The sequence below is a fragment of the Kitasatospora sp. NPDC059673 genome, assembly GCF_042734215.1.
Lineage (GTDB): Bacteria > Actinomycetota > Actinomycetes > Streptomycetales > Streptomycetaceae > Kitasatospora.
The window spans coordinates 95,638-114,010 of sequence record NZ_JBHWEN010000003.1 but is presented as its reverse complement, the minus strand read 5'-3'; the positions used below and the strand labels follow the sequence as shown (position 1 = coordinate 114,010).

The window sequence follows — 18,373 nt, the reverse complement described above, 5'->3', positions numbered from 1 at the left end:
GGCGCAAAGGCCGGCGGGCGCGAAAGCTGGCGGGTGCGAATCCAGGGGCGCGTGGGGGTACCTCCCGGCCCGCCAGGGCTGGGGGAGAACTGCGCGACAAGCGCCGACGCAACGGTCAGGTCGCGTCCACATGCAAGCCATTGTCCCGCGTCGCGATCTTGCGGTGGGGCGCCTCCCGCTTCGGAGCCGCTACATCGTGCGGATGGCCACCGTGTCGCACAGATCCTGCAACGCCGCCTTCGCCGGCCCGTCCGGCAGCGGGCCCAGCAGCGCCCGTGCCTCCTCGGCGTAGCGCAGCGTCTCGCGGCGGGCCCGCTCCAGCGCCGGGTGCCGGCGCAGCAGGCGCAGCGCTTCCGCGTGGGCGGCGTCGTCGGACGCCAGATCGGTGTCGAGGAGCTCGCGCAGCCGGACGTCCTCGGGGTCGGCCGGGTCTACGGGCATCTGACGCAGCAGCAGGACCGGCAGCGTGGGGACGCCTTCGCGCAGGTCGGTGCCGGGGGTCTTGCCGGACTCGTCGCCGTCGCTGGCGATGTCGAGGACGTCGTCGGCGAGCTGGAACGCGGTGCCGATCCGCTCGCCGTACTGGGTGAGCAGGTCGACGATCCACGGTTCGGCGCCGGCCATCAGCGCGCCGAAGCGGCAGGAGACGGCGATCAGCGAGCCGGTCTTGCCGGACAGCACGTCCAGGTAGTGGCTCAGCGGGTCGTCCTCGGGGCTCGGCCCGACGGTCTCCAGGATCTGGCCGGTGACCAGCCGTTCGAACGCGTCGGCCTGGACCCGGACGGCGTCGGGGCCGAGGCCGGAGAGCACCTGGGAGGCGCGGGAGAACAGGAAGTCGCCGGTGAGGATGGCGACCGAGTTGTCCCAGCGGCTGTTGGCGCTGGGCGCGCCGCGCCGCACGGGGGCCTCGTCCATCACGTCGTCGTGGTACAGCGTCGCGAGGTGGGTCAGTTCGACCACCACCGCGGACGGCACCACCCCGGGCGCGCCGGGGTCGCCGAACTGGGCGGCGAGCATCACCAGCAGCGGCCTGAACCGCTTCCCCCCGGCCTCGATGAGGTGGCTGGCGGTCACCGTGATGAAGGGCACGTCGCACTTGACGGCCTCGATCAGGGCGGCCTCCACGGCCTCCATCCCGGCCTGGACGTCGCGGGTCAGATCGCGGTCCTGCACGCTCAGCCCGAAGGGCCCCACGACGGTCACGCTGACCACTCCTGTCCCTGGTCGATCCAGCGGGCCGGTCCCTCAGCGCCGCCGATGCACATACAAGGCAGCGTATCCGGTCCCGAGTGGATCACTGCACGGGCATGGGCCCTTCCGCCGCTGGTGGCGGGGCCGGGGCGGTGCCGGGCGCAGGGAGCGCAGGTCAGCGCGGAACGATCCGGGTGAGGTCGAGTTCGACCGGGAACGGCACGGCGGTGATCAACTTGCCGTGGTGCACAGCCACTCCCGGCGCGGGGGCGTACACCCCGGTCTCCTCGTCCAGGTGGAACTCGTAGACCACGGGGTCGCCGTCCTCGCCGCGCTCGACCCGCCAGAAGAACGGGATCCCCGCCTCGGCGTACATTCCGGGCTTACGGAAGCGGTCGTCGCTGCGCGAACCGTGGGAGACCACCTCGACGGCCAGCGCGACGGCCGAAACGGGGACGCACTCCAGGGTGAAGAAGTCGAGCCCGCGGCGGTCGAAGACGATCGCGTCGGGCTTGGGCACGTTGTAGGGGTCGACCATGACGCAGCGTTCGGAATTGGCTTCGTACGGATCGTGCCGAGCGAGCTCGAGTGCCACGTACAGCTTGTCCCGCACGGAATCGTGCCACTGCTTGGTCATACCGCGGACCACGATCGCCCCATCCACCAGCTCGAACTCGAAGGGCAGATCGAGGTCCTTGACCTGGTCGTAGGTCCAGCCTCCCGAGGGCGGGGACGTCCAGTCGATCGGTTCGGCAGTCATGGTCACCTCCTGTGCCCAGTTTATGAGCCGACCCTATGGCGGCCAATGGCTGCCGAATCGGTTCACCGTCGCGTCGTTCACCCTCCGAACAGCAGTCCGGCCCCCGCCGGGTGGTGGCGGGGGCCGGATCGCGAAGCGGAAGGTCAGCGGATGAAGACCGAGGCCTTGGTGGCCAGGTCGAGGAAGTACTGCGGGAGCAGGCCCAGGCCCAGGGTGACCAGGACGCCGAAGGCGATGGTGGTGGCGGTGAGGGCGCTGGGGACGGCGACCGCGGGGCCGGAGGGCTGGGGGTCGGAGAAGAACATCAGGACGATGACGCGGATGTAGAAGAAGGCGGCGATCGCGGAGGACAGCACACCGACGATGACCAGCGGGGTGGCTCCGCCACCCGCCGCGGCCTGGAAGACGGCGAACTTGCCGGTGAAGCCGGAGGTGAGCGGGATGCCCGCGAAGGCCAGCAGGAACAGGGCGAACACCGCGGCGAGCAGCGGCGAGCGGCGGCCCAGTCCGGCCCAGTGGGACAGGTGGGTGGCTTCGCCCTTGGAATCGCGCACCAGGGTGACCACGGCGAACGCGCCGAGGGTGACGAAGGAGTAGGCCAGCAGGTAGAAGAGGACGGCCGCGACGCCGCGCCGGTCGGTGGCGATCAGGCCGGTGAGGATGAAGCCGGCGTGCGCGACCGAGGAGTAGGCGAGCAGGCGCTTCACGTCCTGCTGGGTGACGGCCAGGATCGCGCCGACCACCATGGTGAGGATCGCCACGCCCCACAGGACGGGCCGCCAGTCCCAGCGGATGCCGGGGAAGGCGACGTAGAACAGCCGCAGTGTCGCGCCGAACGCGGCGGTCTTGGTGGCGGCGGCCATGAACCCGGTGACGGGGGTGGGCGCGCCCTGGTAGACGTCCGGCGTCCAGGAGTGGAACGGCACCGCGCCGACCTTGAACAGCAGGCCGACGGCGAGCATGGCCAGGCCGATCAGCAGCAGCGCGTCGTTCCGGGTGGTGACGGCGAGTGCGGGGGTGACGGGGGCGACGCCGGAGACCACGTCGGCGATCTCGCCGAGCCGGAGGGTGCCCGCGTAGCCGTACAGCAGGGCGGTGCCGAACAGGAAGAACGCGGAGGCGAAGGCGCCGAGCAGGAAGTACTTGACGGCGGCCTCCTGCGAGAGCAGGCGGCGGCGCCGGGCGATCGCGCACATCAAGTACAGCGGCAGGGACAGCACTTCGAGTGCCACGAACATGGTCAGCAGGTCGTTGGAGGCGGGGAAGAGCAGCATGCCGCCGACCGCGAACAGGGTGAGCGGGTAGATCTCGGTGGTCCGCAGGCCCTCGCGGGTGGCCTCGCGTTCCTGCTCGCCGCCGGGGACGGCGGCGGCCTGCGCGGTGAACGCGTCGATCCGGTGGCCGTTGATGCGTGGCTCCAGGCGGCCCTCGGCGTAGGTGAGGACGGCGAGGACGGCGGTCAGCAGGATGACGCCCTGCAGGAACAGCGCGGGGCCGTCGATGGCGACCGAGCCCATCGCCAACAGCCCGGCCCTGGTGGAGGCGTGGCCCTGGGCGGCGAGCACCACCACGGCGACGAACCCGCCGACCAGGCCGACCAGGGAGATGCCCAGCTGGGCGGAGGCGCGCAGCCGGCGCGGCAGGAACGCCTCGGCCAGGACGCCGGCCAGGGCGGCGCCGAACACCACGAGCATCGGCGAGAGTTGACCGTACTCAATGTGCGGGGCGGGGATGCTCGGACTGTTGCCGCCGGCGGCGGCCAGCGCGTGGGTGGCGATCACTTCTGCTCACCTCCGTTGGTGGCGGCCACCGGGTGGGCGGGCGCGGGATCGATCCGGTGGACCTGGCTGAGGGTGTCGTTGACGGCCGGGTTCACCATCCTGGTGAGCGGCTGCGGGTAGACGCCGAGCAGCAGGGTGAGGGCCACCAGCGGGGCGACGACGGCGAGTTCACGGGCCTTCAGGTCGGGCATGCCCTGCACGGAGTCCTTCACCGGGCCGGTCATGGTGCGCTGGTACAGCATCAACGCGTACAGCGCGGCCAGCACGATGCCGAAGGTGGCGATGATGCCGATCACCGGGTAGCGGGTGAACGTGCCGACCAGGACCAGGAATTCACTGACGAACGGGGCCATCCCGGGCAGTGACAGGGTGGCGAGTCCGCCGATCAGGAACGTCCCGGCCAGCACGGGGGCGACCTTCTGCACGCCGCCGTAGTCGGCGATCAGGCGCGAGCCGCGGCGGGAGATCAGGAAGCCCGCGACCAGCATCCACGCGGCGGTGGAGATGCCGTGGTTGACCATGTAGAGGGTGGCGCCGGACTGGCCCTGGCTGGTCATCGCGAAGATGCCCATGATGATGAACCCGAAGTGCGAGATGGACGCGTAGGCGACCAGCCGCTTGATGTCCTTCTGTGCGATCGCGACCAGCGCGCCGTAGACGATGCCGATCAGCGACAGCACCAGGATCGCCGGGGCGAAGGTCTTCGAGGCGTCCGGGAACAGGCCGAGGCAGAACCGGAGCATCGCGAAGGTGCCGACCTTGTCGACAACTGCCGTGATCAGCACGGCGGTTCCGGCGGTGGACTCTCCCATCGCGTTCGGCAGCCAGGTGTGCAGCGGCCACATCGGGGCCTTCACCGCGAAGGCGAAGAAGAAGCCGAGGAACAGCGCGCGCTGCGCGGTCGGGTCGATCACCAGCTTGCCGGAGGAGATCGCGTCGGTCAGCGCGGGCAGGCTGAACGTCGCCAGCCCCTGGTCCGCGGCCACCACGTACAGGCCGATCACGGCGGCCAGCATGACCAGCCCGCCGAGCAGGTTGTACAGCAGGAACTTGACTGCCGCGTAGGAACGTTGGCGGGCCGACTCCGGTCCGCCGGCCCGGTCGCCGAAGCCGCCGATCAGGAAGTACATCGGGATCAGCATGGCTTCGAAGAACACGTAGAACACGAACACGTCGGTGGCCAGGAAGGACACCAGCACCATCGCCTCGACGGCGAGGATCAGGGCGAAGAAGCCCTGGGTGCGGCGCTTGGACTCGAAGGAGCCCTCGGGCGCCGCCGGGTCCGCGTCGTGCCAGCCGGCCAGCATCACCAGCGGCACCAGCACGGCGGTGAGCAGGGCCAGCACGGTGCCGATGCCGTCCGCGCCGAGCGAGAAGTTGATCCCGAAGGACCTGATCCAGCTGTAGGACTCGGTCAACTGGTAACGGGGGCCGTCGGGTTCGAAGGAGGCGGCGACCGCGATCGCCAGGCCCAGGGTGGCCGCCGAGACGGCGAGCGCGACGGCCTTGGTGGTGCGCCGCCGGGACTCGCTGGTGCCGGCCGGGAGGGCAGCGGTGAGCACTGCTCCGGCGGCCGGGACGGCACAGGTGGCGGAGAGGAGGTAGCTCATCAGACCGACCTCATCAGGAGAGTGGAGGCGACCAGCACCAGCGTGCCGCCGAACATGGAGAGCGCGTACGTCCGGACGTATCCGGTCTGGATCCGGCGCAGCCGGCCGGACAGGCCGCCGATGGCGGCGGCCAGGCCGTTGACGAAGCCGTCCAGGCCCCTGCTGTCGAACCAGACCAGGGTGGCGGCGAGCGCCGAGCCGGGCCGGACCAGGACGGCGTGGTTGAAGTCGTCCTGCAGCAGGTCGCGGCGGGCGGCCCGGGTGAGCAGCGAGCCGACCGGCGGCTGCACCGGGACGGGGCTGCGGCCGTACATCAGCCAGGCCAGGCCGACGCCGGCCAGCATGCACACGGTGGTGAGCGCGGTGACGACGATCGGCGCGAGCGGGGAGTGGCCCTCCTCGTGGCCGGTGACGGGCTCCAGCCAGTGCAGGAAGGAGCTGCCGAAGGCGAACAGCCCGCCGGCGAACACCGAGCCGAAGGCCAGCACGATCATCGGGATGGTCATGGTCTTCGGCGACTCGTGCGGGTGCGGCTCGTTGCCGTCCGCGTCGGGCTGCCAGCGCTTCTCGCCGAAGAAGGTCAGCACCATCACCCGGGTCATGTAGAACGCGGTGACGGCCGCGCCGGTCAGGGCGCACAGGCCGAGGATCCAGCCCTCGGTGCCGCCCTTCGCGAACGCCGCCTCGATGATCTTGTCCTTGGAGAAGAAGCCGGACAGACCGGGGAAGCCGATGATCGCCAGGTAGCCGAGGCCGAAGGTGGCGAAGGTGACCGGCATGTACTTCCGCAGGCCGCCGTAGTGCCGCATGTTCACCTCGTCGTTCATGCCGTGCATGACCGACCCGGCGCCGAGGAACAGCCCGGCCTTGAAGAAGCCGTGGGTGACCAGGTGCATGATCGCGAAGGCGTAGCCGATCGGGCCGAGGCCGGCCGCCATGATCATGTAGCCGATCTGCGACATGGTCGAGCCGGCCAGCGCCTTCTTGATGTCGTCCTTCGCGCAACCGACGATCGCACCGAACAGCAGCGTCACCGCGCCGACCACCACGACGACCAGCTGCGCGTCGGGGGCCAGGTCGAAGATCGCCGCGGAGCGGGTGATCAGGTAGACGCCGGCGGTGACCATGGTGGCGGCGTGGATCAGCGCGGAGACCGGGGTCGGGCCCTCCATCGCGTCGCCCAGCCAGGACTGCAGCGGCACCTGGGCGGACTTGCCGCAGGCGGCGAGCAGCAGCATCAGCGCGATCGCGGTGAGCTTGCCCTGGCTCGCCTCGTCCGCCGCGCCGAACACCGGGCCGAAGGTGAACGAGCCGAACTCCGCGAACATCAGCATGATCGCGATGGACAGGCCCATGTCGCCGACCCGGTTGACGATGAACGCCTTCTTGGCGGCCGTCGCGGCGCTCGGCTTGTGCTGCCAGAACCCGATCAGCAGGTACGACGCGAGACCCACGCCCTCCCAACCGAGGTACAGCAGAAGGTAGTTGTCGGCCAGCACCAGGATCAGCATGGCGGCCAGGAACAGGTTCAGGTAGCCGAAGAACCGGCGGCGGCGCTCGTCGTGCGCCATGTAACCCACCGAGTACAGGTGGATCAGGCTGCCGACGCCGGTGATCAACAGCACGAAGGTGATGGACAGTTGGTCGAGCTGGAAGGCGATGTCGGCCCGGAAGCCGTCCACCGGGATCCAGGTGTACAGCCGCTCGATCACGGCCCGGTGCGCGGTGTCGCGACCGAGCATGTCCGCGAACAGGGCGAGGCCGAAGGCGAAGGACAGCGCCGCGAGTGCGGTCGCGATCCAGTGCCCGAACCGGTCCAGGGCCCGTCCGCCGAGCAGCAGCAGGGCAGCGCCGGCCAGCGGCGCCGCGACCAGCAGCGGAATGAGAGAGTTCACTGAAGGGCCCTCCGCCTACAGCTTCATCAGGTTGCTGTCGTCGACCGAAGCGGAGTGCCTGGTCCGGAAGATGGCGATGATGATGGCGAGGCCGACCACGACCTCGGCCGCCGCGACCACCATGGTGAAGAACGCGAGGATCTGGCCGTCCAGGTTGCCGTGCAGCCGGGAGAAGGTGACCAGCGCCAGGTTCGAGGCGTTCAGCATCAGCTCCACGCACATGAACAGCACGATCGCGTTGCGCCGGATCAGCACGCCGGAGGCGCCGATGGTGAACAGCAGCGCGGCGAGGTACAGGTAGTTGACCGGGTTCACTCCGCCTCCTCCTTGGTCGGGGTCGGCACGGTCTCCAGCGCCTGGCGGGGTCCGGTGACCTTCGGACGGGCGGAGGACGGCCGGCCGAGCCAGTCGGCGGTGCTCTCCTCCAGCTCGGCCATCCGCTCCAGCATCTCCTGGCTGACGTCGCGGATCTGGCCGCGCTCGCGCAGGGTGCCCATCACCGAGTCCTCGGCGACGGTGCCGTCGGGCAGCAGCGCCGGGACGTCCACCGCGTTGTGCCGGGCGTACACGCCGGGGGCGGGCAGCGGCGGCACCTGGATGTTGTCCTTGACGCGCTGCGCGGCGAGTTGACGCTGCGTCAGGCGCTCGCGGATCCTCTCGCGGTGGGTCAGCACCATCGCGCCGATCGCCGCGGTGATCAGCAGCGCGCCCGTCACCTCGAACGCCCAGACGTACTTGGTGAAGATCAGCTTCGCCAGGCCCTGCACGTTGCCCTCGGCGTTCGCCTCGGACAGGCCGGTGAAGTGCGACAGCTTCGCGTTCGCCAGGCCGGCGATCAGCAGCACGCCGAAGCCCACGCCGCACAGCACGGCGGCGATCCGCTGGCCCTTCAGCTGCTCCTTCAACGAGTCCGCCGAGGAGACGCCGACCAGCATCACCACGAACAGGAACAGCATCATGATCGCGCCGGTGTACACCACGATCTGCACCACGCCCAGGAACACCGCGCCCTGCGCCAGGTAGCAGACCGCCAGCGACAGCATGGTGGCGGCCAGGCAGAGCGCCGAATGCACCGCCTTCTTCATCAGCAGCATGCCGAGCGCCCCGCCGACCGCGATCACGGCCAGCACCCAGAACTGCACGGCCTCGCCGGTGGAGGTCATGACTGCGCCTCCTTGTCGCGCGCGTGCTTCTCCTGCTGCACGGTGCCCGGCGCGGCGCCGGTGATCTCGCCCCGGTAGTAGGCGCCCTCGTCGGCGCCGGGGTAGATCGCGTGCGGCGAGTCGACCATGCCCTCGGTCAGCCCGACCAGCAGCTGCTCCTTGGTGAAGATCAGGTCCTGCCGGGTGGAGTCGGCGAGCTCGTACTCGTTGGTCATGGTGAGCGCCCGGGTCGGGCAGGCCTCGATGCACAGCCCGCACAGGATGCAGCGGGCGTAGTTGATCTGGTAGACCGCGCCGTAGCGTTCGCCGGGCGAGTACCGCTCCTCGTCGCGGTTGTCGGCGCCCTCGACGTAGATCGCGTCGGCCGGGCAGGCCCAGGCGCACAGCTCGCAGCCGATGCACTTCTCCAGGCCGTCCGGGTGCCGGTTCAGCTGGTGGCGGCCGTGGAAGCGCGGAGCGGTGGGCTTCTTGTACTCCGGGTACTGCTCGGTGAGCCGCTTCTTGAACATGGCCTTGAAGGTCACGCCGAAGCCGGCGGCCGGCCCGAGGACCGACTTCTCCGAGGATTCGTCAGACATGGTGGGGCTCAGCTCCCTTCGGAATGGTCGGCCCCGTTGAGGGCGTCCTGGAGTTGCGGGTTCCGGCGACGGCGGCGCGGGACGGGCGGCAGTTCCTGACCGGGCAGCGGCGGCACCGGGTAGCCGCCGGCCATCGGGTCGAACGCCTCGGGCGGGGCGGCGGCGGGCGGCTCCGCGGGCTTCCTCCGGACCACGTCCGCCACCAGCGCGATCAGCAGGATCGCCGCCAGCGGGGCGCCCACGTACAGCAGCACCTTGGTGAAGTCGTAGCCCTCGTTGCGCAGCGCCCGCACCGCGGACACCATCACCAGCCACACCAGGGAGACCGGGATCAGCACCTTCCAGCCGAGCCTCATGAATTGGTCGTAGCGCAGCCGGGGCAGCGTGCCGCGCAGCCAGATGAAGAAGAACAGCAGCAGCTGGATCTTCAGCACGATCCACAGCATCGGCCACCAGCCGTGGTTGGCGCCCTCCCAGAAGGTGGAGATCGGCCACGGGGCCCGCCAGCCGCCGAGGAACAGCGTCGAGGCGACCGCCGAGACGGTGACCATGTTGACGTACTCGGCCAGCATGAACATCGCGAACTTCAGCGAGGAGTACTCGGTGTTGAAGCCGCCGACCAGCTCGCCCTCGGCCTCCGGGAGGTCGAACGGGGCGCGGTTGGTCTCGCCGACCATGGCGATGATGTAGACGATGAACGACACCGGCAGCAGCACCGCGAACCAGGTCGGCTGCTGCGAGGAGACGATCTCCGAGGTCGACATCGAGCCCGAGTAGATGAACACCGCCGCGAACGACAGGCCCATCGCGATCTCGTAGCTGATCATCTGGGCGGACGAGCGGATACCGCCGAGCAGCGGGTACGTCGAGCCGGACGACCAGCCCGCCAGCACGATGCCGTAGATGCCCACCGAGGCGGTGGCCAGGATGTACAGCAGCGCGATCGGCAGGTCGGTGAGCTGGAGCGGGGTGCGGGTGCCGAAGATCGACACCTCGTTGCCGGCCGGGCCGAACGGGATCACCGCGAACGCCATGAACGCGGGGATCGCCGCGACGATCGGCGCCAGCAGGTAGACCGCCTTGTCGGCGCCCTTGACCACCAGGTCTTCCTTCAGCGCCAGCTTCACACCGTCGGCCAGCGACTGGAGCAGCCCCCACGGCCCGTGCCGGTTGGGGCCGATCCGCAACTGCATCCAGGCGACGACCTTGCGCTCCCAGACGATCGCGATCAGCACCGTCAGCACCAGGAAGGCGAAGCAGAACACCGCCTTCAGCAGCACCAGCCACCACGGGTCGCGGCCGAAGTAGCCGAGGGTGTCGTACGCGGCAGCGACCATCCTGGGCTGCTCCGCGGCAAGACTCAGCATGATTCCTCCGCCGGGGCGATGGTGACCAGGTGGCCGAGCGTGGTGCCGAGCGTGCGGTGCACGCCGCCGCCGGGCGTCGAGTTGAGCGGCAGCCAGACCGTGCGGTCCGGCATCGCGTCGGTGACCTCCAGCGGCAGGGTCAGCGACCCGGCCGGGCCGGAGATCCGCAGCAGCGCGCCGGTGGCGCCGATCTCGGCGGCGGTGGCGGCGGACAGCCGGGCCACCACCGGGTGCCGGGTGCCGGCCAGGTGCTCGTCGCCGTCCTGCAGCGAGCCGTTGTCGAGCAGCATCCGGTGCCCGGCCAGCACGGCCTGCCCGGTGACGGGGCGGGGCAGCGCGGCGGGGTGCGCGGCGGGCTCGGCCGGGCGGTCGCCCTGCCAGGGGGCGAAACGGTCCAGCTCCAGCCGGGCCGCCCGGACGTCGGGCAGGCCGATCGGCCGCTCCAGCGCGTCCGCGACCATCGACAGCACCCGGACGTCCGCGTGCAGGTGCCGGCCCATCAGCTGGTCGGGCTTGATGGCCGGTTCGAACATCCGCACCCGGCCCTCCCAGTCCAGGAAGGTGCCGGCCTTCTCGGCGACGGCGGCGACCGGCAGCACCACATCGGCGTGCGCCGTCACGGCGGACGGGCGCAGCTCCAGCGAGAGCACGAACTCCGCGCGCTCCAGGGCCTGTTCGGCGAGCGCCGGATCCGGCAGGTCGTCCAGGCCGACGCCGCCGATCACCAGCGCGTCCAGCTCGCCCTCGGCGGCGGCGGCCAGGATCCGGCCGGTGTCCCGGCCGGGGGCGGCGGGCAGCTCGTCGACGCCCCAGTGCGCGGCGGCCTCGGCACGGGCGGCGGGCACCTCGACGGCCCGGCCGCCGGGCAGCAGCCCGGGCAGGACGCCCGACTCGACCGCGCCGCGCTCGCCGGCCCGGCGCGGCACCCAGGCGAGCTTCGCCCCGGTGGTGTGCGCCAGGCGCAGCGCGGCGGTCAGGCCGCCGGCGGTCTGGGCGAGCCGTTCGCCGACCAGGATCACCGCGCCCGGGGAGCGCAGCGCGTCGGCGCAGCGTCCCGCGTCGTCGGCGAGCACCTCGTCGCCCGCGAGCGCGCCGAGCCACTCGGCCTCGGTGCCGGGGGCGGCGGGCAGCAGCGCGCCGTGCAGCTTGGCGAGGCCGCGGCTGGCGTGCGAGGCGATCGAGAACACCCGCAGCCCGCTCGCCCGGTTGGCCTTGCGCAGCCGCAGGAAGACGATCGGCACCTCCTCCTCGGCCTCGAGTCCGGCCAGCAGCACGGCCGGTGCGGCCTCCAGCTCGCGGTACGTCACGCCGCCGCCGTCCACGTCCGTGCCGTGCCCGGCGACGACCGCGGCCAGGAACTCGGCCTCCTCGCCGCTGTGCGGGCGGGCCCGGAAGTCGACGTCGTTGGTGCCGAGCGCGAGCCGCGCGAACTTGCCCCAGCCGTAGGCGTCCTCGACGGTGACCCGGCCACCGGCCAGCGCCGCGGCCCGCTTGCCGCGCAGCCCCTCGGCGGCCTTGGCGAGCGCCTCCGGCCAGGACACGGCGACGAGTTCGCCGTCCTGGCGGACCATCGGCGAGGTGAAACGGTCCCGCTGCTGGGCGTAGCGGAACGCGAACCGGCCCTTGTCGCAGTCCCACTCCTCGTTGACCTCCGGCTCGTTGCCGGCCAGCCGCCGCAGCACCTTGCCGCGCCGGTGGTCGGTGCGCTGCCCGCAGCCCGCCGAGCAGTGCTCGCACACGGACGGGGAGGACACCAGGTCGAACGGGCGGGAGCGGAACCGGTAGGCGGCGGAGGTGAGCGCGCCGACCGGGCAGATCTGGATGGTGTTGCCGGAGAAGTACGAGTCCAGCGGCTGGTCCACGCCGGTGCCGACCTGCTGGAGCGCGCCGCGCTCGACCAGGTCGATGAACGGGTCACCGGCGATCTGCTGCGAGAACCGGGTGCAGCGCGCGCACAGCACGCACCGCTCCCGGTCCAGCAGCACCTGGGTGGAGAGCGGGATCGGCTTCTCGTACGTCCGCTTGACCCCCTCGAACCGGGACTCCGCGTCGCCGGTGGACATCGCCTGGTTCTGCAGCGGGCACTCGCCGCCCTTGTCGCAGACCGGGCAGTCCAGCGGGTGGTTGATCAGCAGCAGTTCCATCACGCCGCGCTGCGCCTTCTCGGCGACCGGCGAGGACAGCTGGGTGCGCACCACCATGCCCTCGGCGACCGGGATGGTGCAGGAGGCGACCGGCTTGCGCTGCCCCTCGACCTCCACGATGCACTGGCGGCACGCCCCGGCGGGGTCGAGCAGCGGGTGGTCGCAGAAGCGCGGGATCTGGGTGCCGATCTGCTCGGCGGCGCGGATCACCAACGTGCCCTTGGGGACGCTGACTTCGACGCCGTCGATGGTGAGCGTGACCAGCTCGGTCCGGGTGGACGAAGGCTCTGTGACCGTCACGCGTGCACCTCCCTCTCGGTGGCGGACTCGTGGACGGAGGCCTGGTCGGCCCAGACGGTGGAGGCCGCCGGGTCGAACGGGCAGCGGTGCTCGTTGATGTGCTGCTCGTACTCGGCGCGGAAGTGCTGCAGCGAGGAGACGATCGGGCTGGCGGCGCCGTCGCCCAGCGCGCAGAAGGACTTGCCGTTGATGTTGTCGGCAATGTCCAGCAGCTTCTCCAGGTCGCCGGGCACGCCCTGACCGGCCTCGATCCGCTTCAGCAGCTGGACCAGCCAGTAGGTGCCCTCCCGGCAGGGGGTGCACTTGCCGCAGGACTCGTGGGCGTAGAACTCGGTCCACCGGGTGACCGCCCGCACCACGCAGGTGGTCTCGTCGAACACCTGCAGGGCCTTGGTGCCGAGCATCGAGCCGGCCGCGCCGACGCCCTCGTAGTCGAGCGGGACGTCGAGGTGCTCGTCGGTGAACATCGGGGTGGACGAGCCGCCCGGCGTCCAGAACTTGAGCCGGTGCCCGGACCGGACGCCGCCGGACATCTCCAGCAGCTGGCGGAGCGTGATGCCGAGCGGGGCCTCGTACTGGCCGGGGTTGGTGACGTGCCCGGACAGCGAGTACAGCGTGAAGCCGGGCGACTTCTCGGTGCCCAGCGACTTGAACCAGTCCTTGCCGCGGGCCAGGATCGGCGGCACCGAGGCGATCGACTCGACGTTGTTGACCACCGTCGGGCAGGCGTACAGGCCGGCGATCGCCGGGAACGGCGGGCGCAGCCGGGGCTGGCCGCGGCGGCCCTCCAGCGAGTCCAGCAGCGCGGTCTCCTCGCCGCAGATGTACGCGCCGGCGCCCGCGTGCACGGTGATGTCCAGGTCGATGCCCTCGCCGAGGGCGTCCTTGCCGAGGAACCCGGCCCGGTACGCCTCGGCGACGGCGGCGTGGAGGCGGCGCAGCACCGGAACGACCTCACCGCGCAGGTAGATGAAGGCGTGGTTGCAGCGGATCGCGTACGAGGCGATCGCCATGCCCTCGATCAGTGCGTGCGGGTTGGCGAACAGCAGCGGGATGTCCTTGCAGGTGCCCGGCTCGGACTCGTCGGCGTTGACCACCAGGTAGTGCGGTTTGCCGTCGTTCTGCGGGATGAACTGCCACTTCATGCCGGTGGGGAAGCCGGCGCCGCCGCGGCCGCGCAGGCCGGAGTCCTTGACCAGGGCGATCACGTCGTCCGGGGCCATCGCCAGGGCGGCCCGCAGGCCGTCGTAGCCGCCGTGCCGGCGGTAGGTTTCGAGCGTCCAGGGGCGGTGGTCGTCCCAGGACGCGGAGAGGACGGGGGAGAGCAGCTTCTCGGCCGGCTCGGCGGAGGTCATCACGCTTCCGTCCCTTCGTGCCGGGGGGAGACCACCTTGGCGCCCGGGGTGCCGGGCAGTGCCTCGCCCTTGGCCAGCCGCAGGCCGGCCAGCGAGGGCGCGCCGCCGGCGCCGGACTCGTCGACCGCGCCCTCGCGTTCGTCGGCGAAGCCGGCCAGGATCCGGGAGGTCTCCTTGAACGAGCAGAGCTTCGCGCCGCGGGTCGGCCGGACTTCCTCGCCCGCGCGCAGCCGGTCCACCAACTCCCGTGCGGATTCCGGGGTTTGGTTGTCGAAGAACTCCCAGTTCACCATCACCACGGGCGCGTAGTCGCAGGCCGCGTTGCACTCGATCCGCTCGATCGAGATCGCGCCGTCCTCGGTGGTGCGGTTGTTCTCGATCTCCAGGTGCTGCTTCAGCTCGTCGAAGATCTGGTCGCCGCCGAGCACCGCGCACAGCGTGTTGGTGCACACCCCGACGTGGTACTCGCCGGCCGGGCGGCGCCGGTACATGGTGTAGAAGGTGGCGACCGCGGTGACCTCGGCGGTGGTGAGGCCCAACTGCTCGGCGCAGAACCGGATTCCGGTCGCCGAGACGTAGCCCTCCTCGGCCTGCACCAGGTGCAGCAGCGGCAGCAGCGCGGAGCGGGAGTGCGGGTAACGGGCGATCAGTTCGGCGGCGTCGGCGGCCAGCCGCTGCTCCACCTCCGGCGGGTAGGGCTTGGCCGGCAGCGCCGGCAGTCCGAGTTCTGTGCTGCTCACCGGTCCACGCCTCCCATCACCGGGTCGATCCCGGCCACTGCCACGATCACGTCGGCCACTTGGCCGCCCTCGCACATCGCCGCCATCGTCTGCAGGTTGGTGAACGACGGGTCGCGGAAGTGCACCCGGTAGGGCCGGGTGCCGCCGTCGCTGACCACGTGCACCCCGAGCTCGCCCTTGGGCGACTCCACGGCCGCGTACGCCTGGCCGACCGGCACCTTGAAGCCCTCGGTGACCAGCTTGAAGTGGTGGATCAGGGCCTCCATCGAGGTGCCCATGATCTTCCGGATGTGGTCCAGCGAGTTGCCCATGCCGTCGGGGCCCACGGCGAGTTGGGCGGGCCAGGCGATCTTCTTGTCGGCGACCATCACCGGTCCGGGCTTCAGCCGGTCCAGGCACTGCTCGACGATCCGCAGCGACTGCTTCATCTCCTCCAGGCGGATGACGAACCGCCCGTAGGAGTCGCAGCTGTCGGCCGTCGCGACGTCGAACTCGTAGTTCTCGTACCCGCAGTACGGGTCGGTCTTGCGCAGGTCGTGCGGCAGCCCGGTGGAGCGCAGGACCGGGCCGGTGGCGCCGAGCGCCAGGCAGCCGGGCAGGTCGAGGAAGCCGACGTCGACCAGGCGGGCCTTGAACACCGGGTTGTCGGTGGCGAGTTTGTCGTACTCGTGCATCCGGGAGCGGAGCAGCTTCACGCCTTCGCGGATCTTGTCGACCGCGCCGGGCGGCAGGTCCTGGGCCAGCCCGCCGGGGCGGACGTAGGCGTGGTTCATCCGCAGGCCGGTGACCAGCTCGAAGATGTCCAGGACGACCTCGCGGTCGCGGAAGCCGTAGATCATCAGGGTGGTGGAGCCGATCTCCATACCGCCGGTGGCGAGCGCCACCAGGTGCGAGGAGATCCGATTCAGCTCCATCATCAACACCCGGATCACGGACGCCCGTTCGGGGACGTCGGCGGTGATCCCGAGGAGCTTCTCCACGGCCAGGCAGTAGGCGGTCTCGTTGTACAGCGGAGTGAGGTAGTCCATCCGCGTCACGAACGTGGTGCCCTGCACCCAGTTGCGGAACTCCATGTTCTTCTCGATGCCGGTGTGCAGGTAACCGATGCCGCAGCGGGCCTCGGTGACCGTCTCACCGTCGATCTCCAGGATCAGCCGCAGCACACCGTGGGTGGACGGGTGCTGCGGGCCCATGTTGACGATGATCCGCTCGTCGTCGGCGCCCGCGACGGCCTCGGCGACCTCGCCCCAGTCGCCACCGGTGACGGTGAACACCCGTCCTTCGGTGGTCTCCCTGGAGCCCGCTTCGTAGTGTGTGCTGCTCATCAGGTGTACGACCTCCGCTGGTCGGGCGCCGGGATCTGGGCGCCCTTGTACTCGACGGGAATGCCTCCGAGCGGGTAGTCCTTGCGCTGCGGGTGCCCCAGCCAGTCGTCCGGCATCATGATCCGGGTGAGCGCCGGGTGGCCCTCGAAGACCAGGCCGAAGAAGTCGTAGGTCTCCCGCTCGTGCCAGTCGTTGGTCGGGTAGACGCTCACCACCGAGGGGATCCGCGGGTCCGCGTCGGGCGCGGTCACCTCGATCCGGATCAGCCGGCCGTGGGTGATCGAACGCAGGTGGTAGACCGCGTGCAGCTCCCGGCCCACCTCGCTCGGGTAGTGCACACCGCTGACACCCAGGCACAGTTCGAACCGCAGCGCCGGGTCGTCGCGCAGGATCCGCACCGCCTTCAGCAGGTACTCGCGGGCGACGTGGAAGGTCAGTTCGCCGCGGTCCACGACGGTCTTCTCGATCACCTCGTCCACGTCGAGGCCCTGCTCCTCCAGCGCGCCCTCGAACTCGTCCGCCACCTCGTCGAAGTAGCCTCCGTACGGGCGCTCGCTCGGGCCGGGCAGCACGATCGGGGCGTTCAGCCCGCCGAAACCCGAGGTGTCGCCGGTGCCGTGCGCACCGAACATCCCCTGCCGGGTGCCGACCACCTCGACCGGGATCTCCCGCCTGGTCGCCGGGACCTCGGGCTTCTCGTTCTCGGACTTCTCGTTCTCGGCCTTCTCGTTCTCGGCCTTCTCGTTCTCGGCCTTGCCCTGCTCGCTCATCGCAGCAGCCCCCGCATCTCACTGGTCGGGGTGGCCTGCAGCGCGAGGCGCTCGGCCTCCTCCTCGGCCCGGCGGCGGTTCACGCCGAGCTTCTCGTGCTGGATCTTGTCGTGCAGCTTGAGGATCGCGTCCAGCAGCATCTCCGGACGGGGCGGGCAGCCCGGCAGGTAGATGTCCACGGGGACGATGTGATCGACGCCCTGGACGATCGCGTAGTTGTTGAACATGCCGCCGGAGGAGGCGCACACGCCCATCGAGATGACCCACTTGGGGTTCGGCATCTGGTCGTACACCTGGCGCAGCACCGGGGCCATCTTCTGGCTGACCCGGCCGGCCACGATCATCAGGTCGGCCTGCCGCGGCGAACCGCGGAACACCTCCATGCCGAACCGGGCCAGGTCGTAACGGCCCGCGCCGGTGGTCATCATCTCGATCGCGCAGCAGGCGAGCCCGAAGGTGGCCGGGAAGACCGAAGCCTTCCGCACCCAGCCCGCGGCGGCCTCCACGCTGGTGAGCAGAAAGCCGCTCGGCAGCTTCTCCTCGATACCCATCAGTTCCCTCTCAATGCCTTCGAGTCCGGTGGCTTGTCCGCCAGTTCACAAGCGACGCAGCACAAACGGGGTCGGGGGTCAGTCCCACTCCAGGCCGCCGCGGCGCCACACGTAGGCGTAGGCGACGAACACGGTGGCGATGAACAGGAGCATCTCGACCAGCCCGAAGATCCCCAGGGCGTCGAAGCTGACCGCCCACGGGTAGAGGAAGACGATCTCGATGTCGAAGACGATGAACAGCATCGCCGTCAGGTAGTACTTGATCGGGAACCGACCGCCGCCCACGGGCTGCGGGGTCGGTTCGATGCCGCACTCGTACGCCTCCAACTTGGCCCGGTTGTAGCGCTTCGGGCCGGTGAGCGAGGCCATCACGACGGAGCCGACCGCGAACGCCGCGGCGATGGCACCGAGTACGAGGATCGGCGCGTAGGCATTCATAGCCCCCGCTCCCTCCGTCCAGTCGTCCTTGACTGCAGATCGGAACCACCAGGTCACCAGCGGTGAACCGATGATCCACTTCGTGAGATCCGGCTCCATGTGAGGCAGTTCACAAAGCCAGGTAGGAGCGCATCCTATGCCTGTCCGCTTGTGATCTGCGACACGCAGTTCCCGACGATCTTTGTGATCTTCGCCACCCGACGAACCCGCACGGAGCAGGATGGGGCACCACTGTTCGACCCAGAGCAGGCAATTGGCCACATACAGTCGCAACCTACCGCGAAGCGACCGCTGTTTGACCACGGCCTATATCAATTCTGCGGCGGAACAAGCAAATTTCGGAGTGATCGCGTTTACGTGATAGAGGACCTCACCCGCCAGGTGGACCCCGCACGGCACCCGCTT

At 70.3% G+C, this 18,373-nt stretch carries 16 protein-coding genes; all 16 read right to left on the bottom strand.

The genetic code is table 11. The features are described from left to right. Window positions 1-189: 189 nt before the first annotated feature. On the bottom strand, window positions 190-1,203 hold the full coding sequence (locus ACFV18_RS05245) for a polyprenyl synthetase family protein (RefSeq protein WP_380479475.1): 1,014 nt from the start codon (window positions 1,201-1,203) through the stop codon (window positions 190-192). Between the two features lie 163 nt (window positions 1,204-1,366). Then, entirely contained in the window at window positions 1,367-1,951 is a 585-nt protein-coding gene (locus ACFV18_RS05240) for a Uma2 family endonuclease (RefSeq protein ID WP_380479474.1), read from the bottom strand. 143 nt (window positions 1,952-2,094) lie between these two features. Further along, window positions 2,095-3,732: an NADH-quinone oxidoreductase subunit NuoN gene (gene nuoN, locus ACFV18_RS05235; protein WP_380479471.1), complete on the bottom strand. Its 1,638-nt coding sequence runs from the start codon at window positions 3,730-3,732 to the stop codon at window positions 2,095-2,097. Continuing rightward, window positions 3,729-5,342, bottom strand: coding sequence for an NADH-quinone oxidoreductase subunit M (locus tag ACFV18_RS05230; RefSeq protein WP_380479468.1), 1,614 nt, complete (start codon window positions 5,340-5,342; stop codon window positions 3,729-3,731). The genes nuoN and ACFV18_RS05230 overlap by 4 nt, the downstream gene beginning before the upstream one ends. Then, complete coding sequence (gene nuoL / locus ACFV18_RS05225) at window positions 5,342-7,237, bottom strand: NADH-quinone oxidoreductase subunit L (protein WP_380479466.1); 1,896 nt, start codon at window positions 7,235-7,237, stop codon at window positions 5,342-5,344. Before nuoL ends, ACFV18_RS05230 begins: the two co-directional genes overlap by 1 nt. Before the next feature lie 15 nt (window positions 7,238-7,252). After that, window positions 7,253-7,552 (bottom strand): NADH-quinone oxidoreductase subunit NuoK, encoded by a 300-nt coding sequence (gene nuoK, locus ACFV18_RS05220; protein WP_380479464.1) that lies wholly within the window; start codon window positions 7,550-7,552, stop codon window positions 7,253-7,255. Continuing rightward, entirely contained in the window at window positions 7,549-8,400 is an 852-nt protein-coding gene (locus tag ACFV18_RS05215) for an NADH-quinone oxidoreductase subunit J (RefSeq protein ID WP_380479462.1), read from the bottom strand. The genes nuoK and ACFV18_RS05215 overlap by 4 nt, the downstream gene beginning before the upstream one ends. Continuing rightward, a complete protein-coding gene (nuoI, locus tag ACFV18_RS05210; protein WP_380479460.1) occupies window positions 8,397-8,978 on the bottom strand; it encodes an NADH-quinone oxidoreductase subunit NuoI in 582 nt (193 codons plus the stop codon). The genes ACFV18_RS05215 and nuoI overlap by 4 nt, the downstream gene beginning before the upstream one ends. Window positions 8,979-8,986: 8 nt before the next feature. Beyond that, a complete protein-coding gene (nuoH, locus tag ACFV18_RS05205; protein WP_380479458.1) occupies window positions 8,987-10,345 on the bottom strand; it encodes an NADH-quinone oxidoreductase subunit NuoH in 1,359 nt (452 codons plus the stop codon). Continuing rightward, window positions 10,339-12,789: an NADH-quinone oxidoreductase subunit G gene (locus tag ACFV18_RS05200; protein WP_380479456.1), complete on the bottom strand. Its 2,451-nt coding sequence runs from the start codon at window positions 12,787-12,789 to the stop codon at window positions 10,339-10,341. The genes nuoH and ACFV18_RS05200 overlap by 7 nt, the downstream gene beginning before the upstream one ends. Then, window positions 12,786-14,144 (bottom strand): NADH-quinone oxidoreductase subunit NuoF, encoded by a 1,359-nt coding sequence (gene nuoF, locus ACFV18_RS05195; protein WP_380479455.1) that lies wholly within the window; start codon window positions 14,142-14,144, stop codon window positions 12,786-12,788. Before nuoF ends, ACFV18_RS05200 begins: the two co-directional genes overlap by 4 nt. After that, window positions 14,144-14,884, bottom strand: coding sequence for an NADH-quinone oxidoreductase subunit NuoE (gene nuoE / locus ACFV18_RS05190; RefSeq protein WP_380479452.1), 741 nt, complete (start codon window positions 14,882-14,884; stop codon window positions 14,144-14,146). The genes nuoF and nuoE overlap by 1 nt, the downstream gene beginning before the upstream one ends. Beyond that, window positions 14,881-16,209: an NADH-quinone oxidoreductase subunit D gene (locus tag ACFV18_RS05185; protein ID WP_380479450.1), complete on the bottom strand. Its 1,329-nt coding sequence runs from the start codon at window positions 16,207-16,209 to the stop codon at window positions 14,881-14,883. The genes nuoE and ACFV18_RS05185 overlap by 4 nt, the downstream gene beginning before the upstream one ends. After that, window positions 16,209-16,979 (bottom strand): NADH-quinone oxidoreductase subunit C, encoded by a 771-nt coding sequence (locus ACFV18_RS05180; RefSeq protein ID WP_380479448.1) that lies wholly within the window; start codon window positions 16,977-16,979, stop codon window positions 16,209-16,211. The genes ACFV18_RS05185 and ACFV18_RS05180 overlap by 1 nt, the downstream gene beginning before the upstream one ends. Continuing rightward, entirely contained in the window at window positions 16,976-17,530 is a 555-nt protein-coding gene (locus ACFV18_RS05175) for an NADH-quinone oxidoreductase subunit B family protein (protein ID WP_035865125.1), read from the bottom strand. Before ACFV18_RS05175 ends, ACFV18_RS05180 begins: the two co-directional genes overlap by 4 nt. A 78-nt stretch (window positions 17,531-17,608) precedes the next feature. Continuing rightward, window positions 17,609-17,968 (bottom strand): NADH-quinone oxidoreductase subunit A, encoded by a 360-nt coding sequence (locus tag ACFV18_RS05170; RefSeq protein WP_014137597.1) that lies wholly within the window; start codon window positions 17,966-17,968, stop codon window positions 17,609-17,611. Between the last annotated feature and the right edge of the window lie 405 nt (window positions 17,969-18,373).

What these genes read in the sequence shown, in the direction of transcription:
- ACFV18_RS05240 (WP_380479474.1), bottom strand. Translation starts at nt 1,951, where the DNA reads ATGACTGCCGAACCGATCGACTGGACGTCCCCGCCCTCGGGAGGCTGG.
- ACFV18_RS05230 (WP_380479468.1), bottom strand. Translation starts at nt 5,342, where the DNA reads ATGAGCTACCTCCTCTCCGCCACCTGTGCCGTCCCGGCCGCCGGAGCA.
- ACFV18_RS05215 (WP_380479462.1), bottom strand. Translation starts at nt 8,400, where the DNA reads ATGACCTCCACCGGCGAGGCCGTGCAGTTCTGGGTGCTGGCCGTGATC.
- nuoI (WP_380479460.1), bottom strand. Translation starts at nt 8,978, where the DNA reads ATGTCTGACGAATCCTCGGAGAAGTCGGTCCTCGGGCCGGCCGCCGGC.
- nuoH (WP_380479458.1), bottom strand. Translation starts at nt 10,345, where the DNA reads ATGCTGAGTCTTGCCGCGGAGCAGCCCAGGATGGTCGCTGCCGCGTAC.
- nuoF (WP_380479455.1), bottom strand. Translation starts at nt 14,144, where the DNA reads ATGACCTCCGCCGAGCCGGCCGAGAAGCTGCTCTCCCCCGTCCTCTCC.
- ACFV18_RS05185 (WP_380479450.1), bottom strand. Translation starts at nt 16,209, where the DNA reads ATGAGCAGCACACACTACGAAGCGGGCTCCAGGGAGACCACCGAAGGA.
- ACFV18_RS05180 (WP_380479448.1), bottom strand. Translation starts at nt 16,979, where the DNA reads ATGAGCGAGCAGGGCAAGGCCGAGAACGAGAAGGCCGAGAACGAGAAG.
- ACFV18_RS05175 (WP_035865125.1), bottom strand. Translation starts at nt 17,530, where the DNA reads ATGGGTATCGAGGAGAAGCTGCCGAGCGGCTTTCTGCTCACCAGCGTG.
- ACFV18_RS05170 (WP_014137597.1), bottom strand. Translation starts at nt 17,968, where the DNA reads ATGAATGCCTACGCGCCGATCCTCGTACTCGGTGCCATCGCCGCGGCG.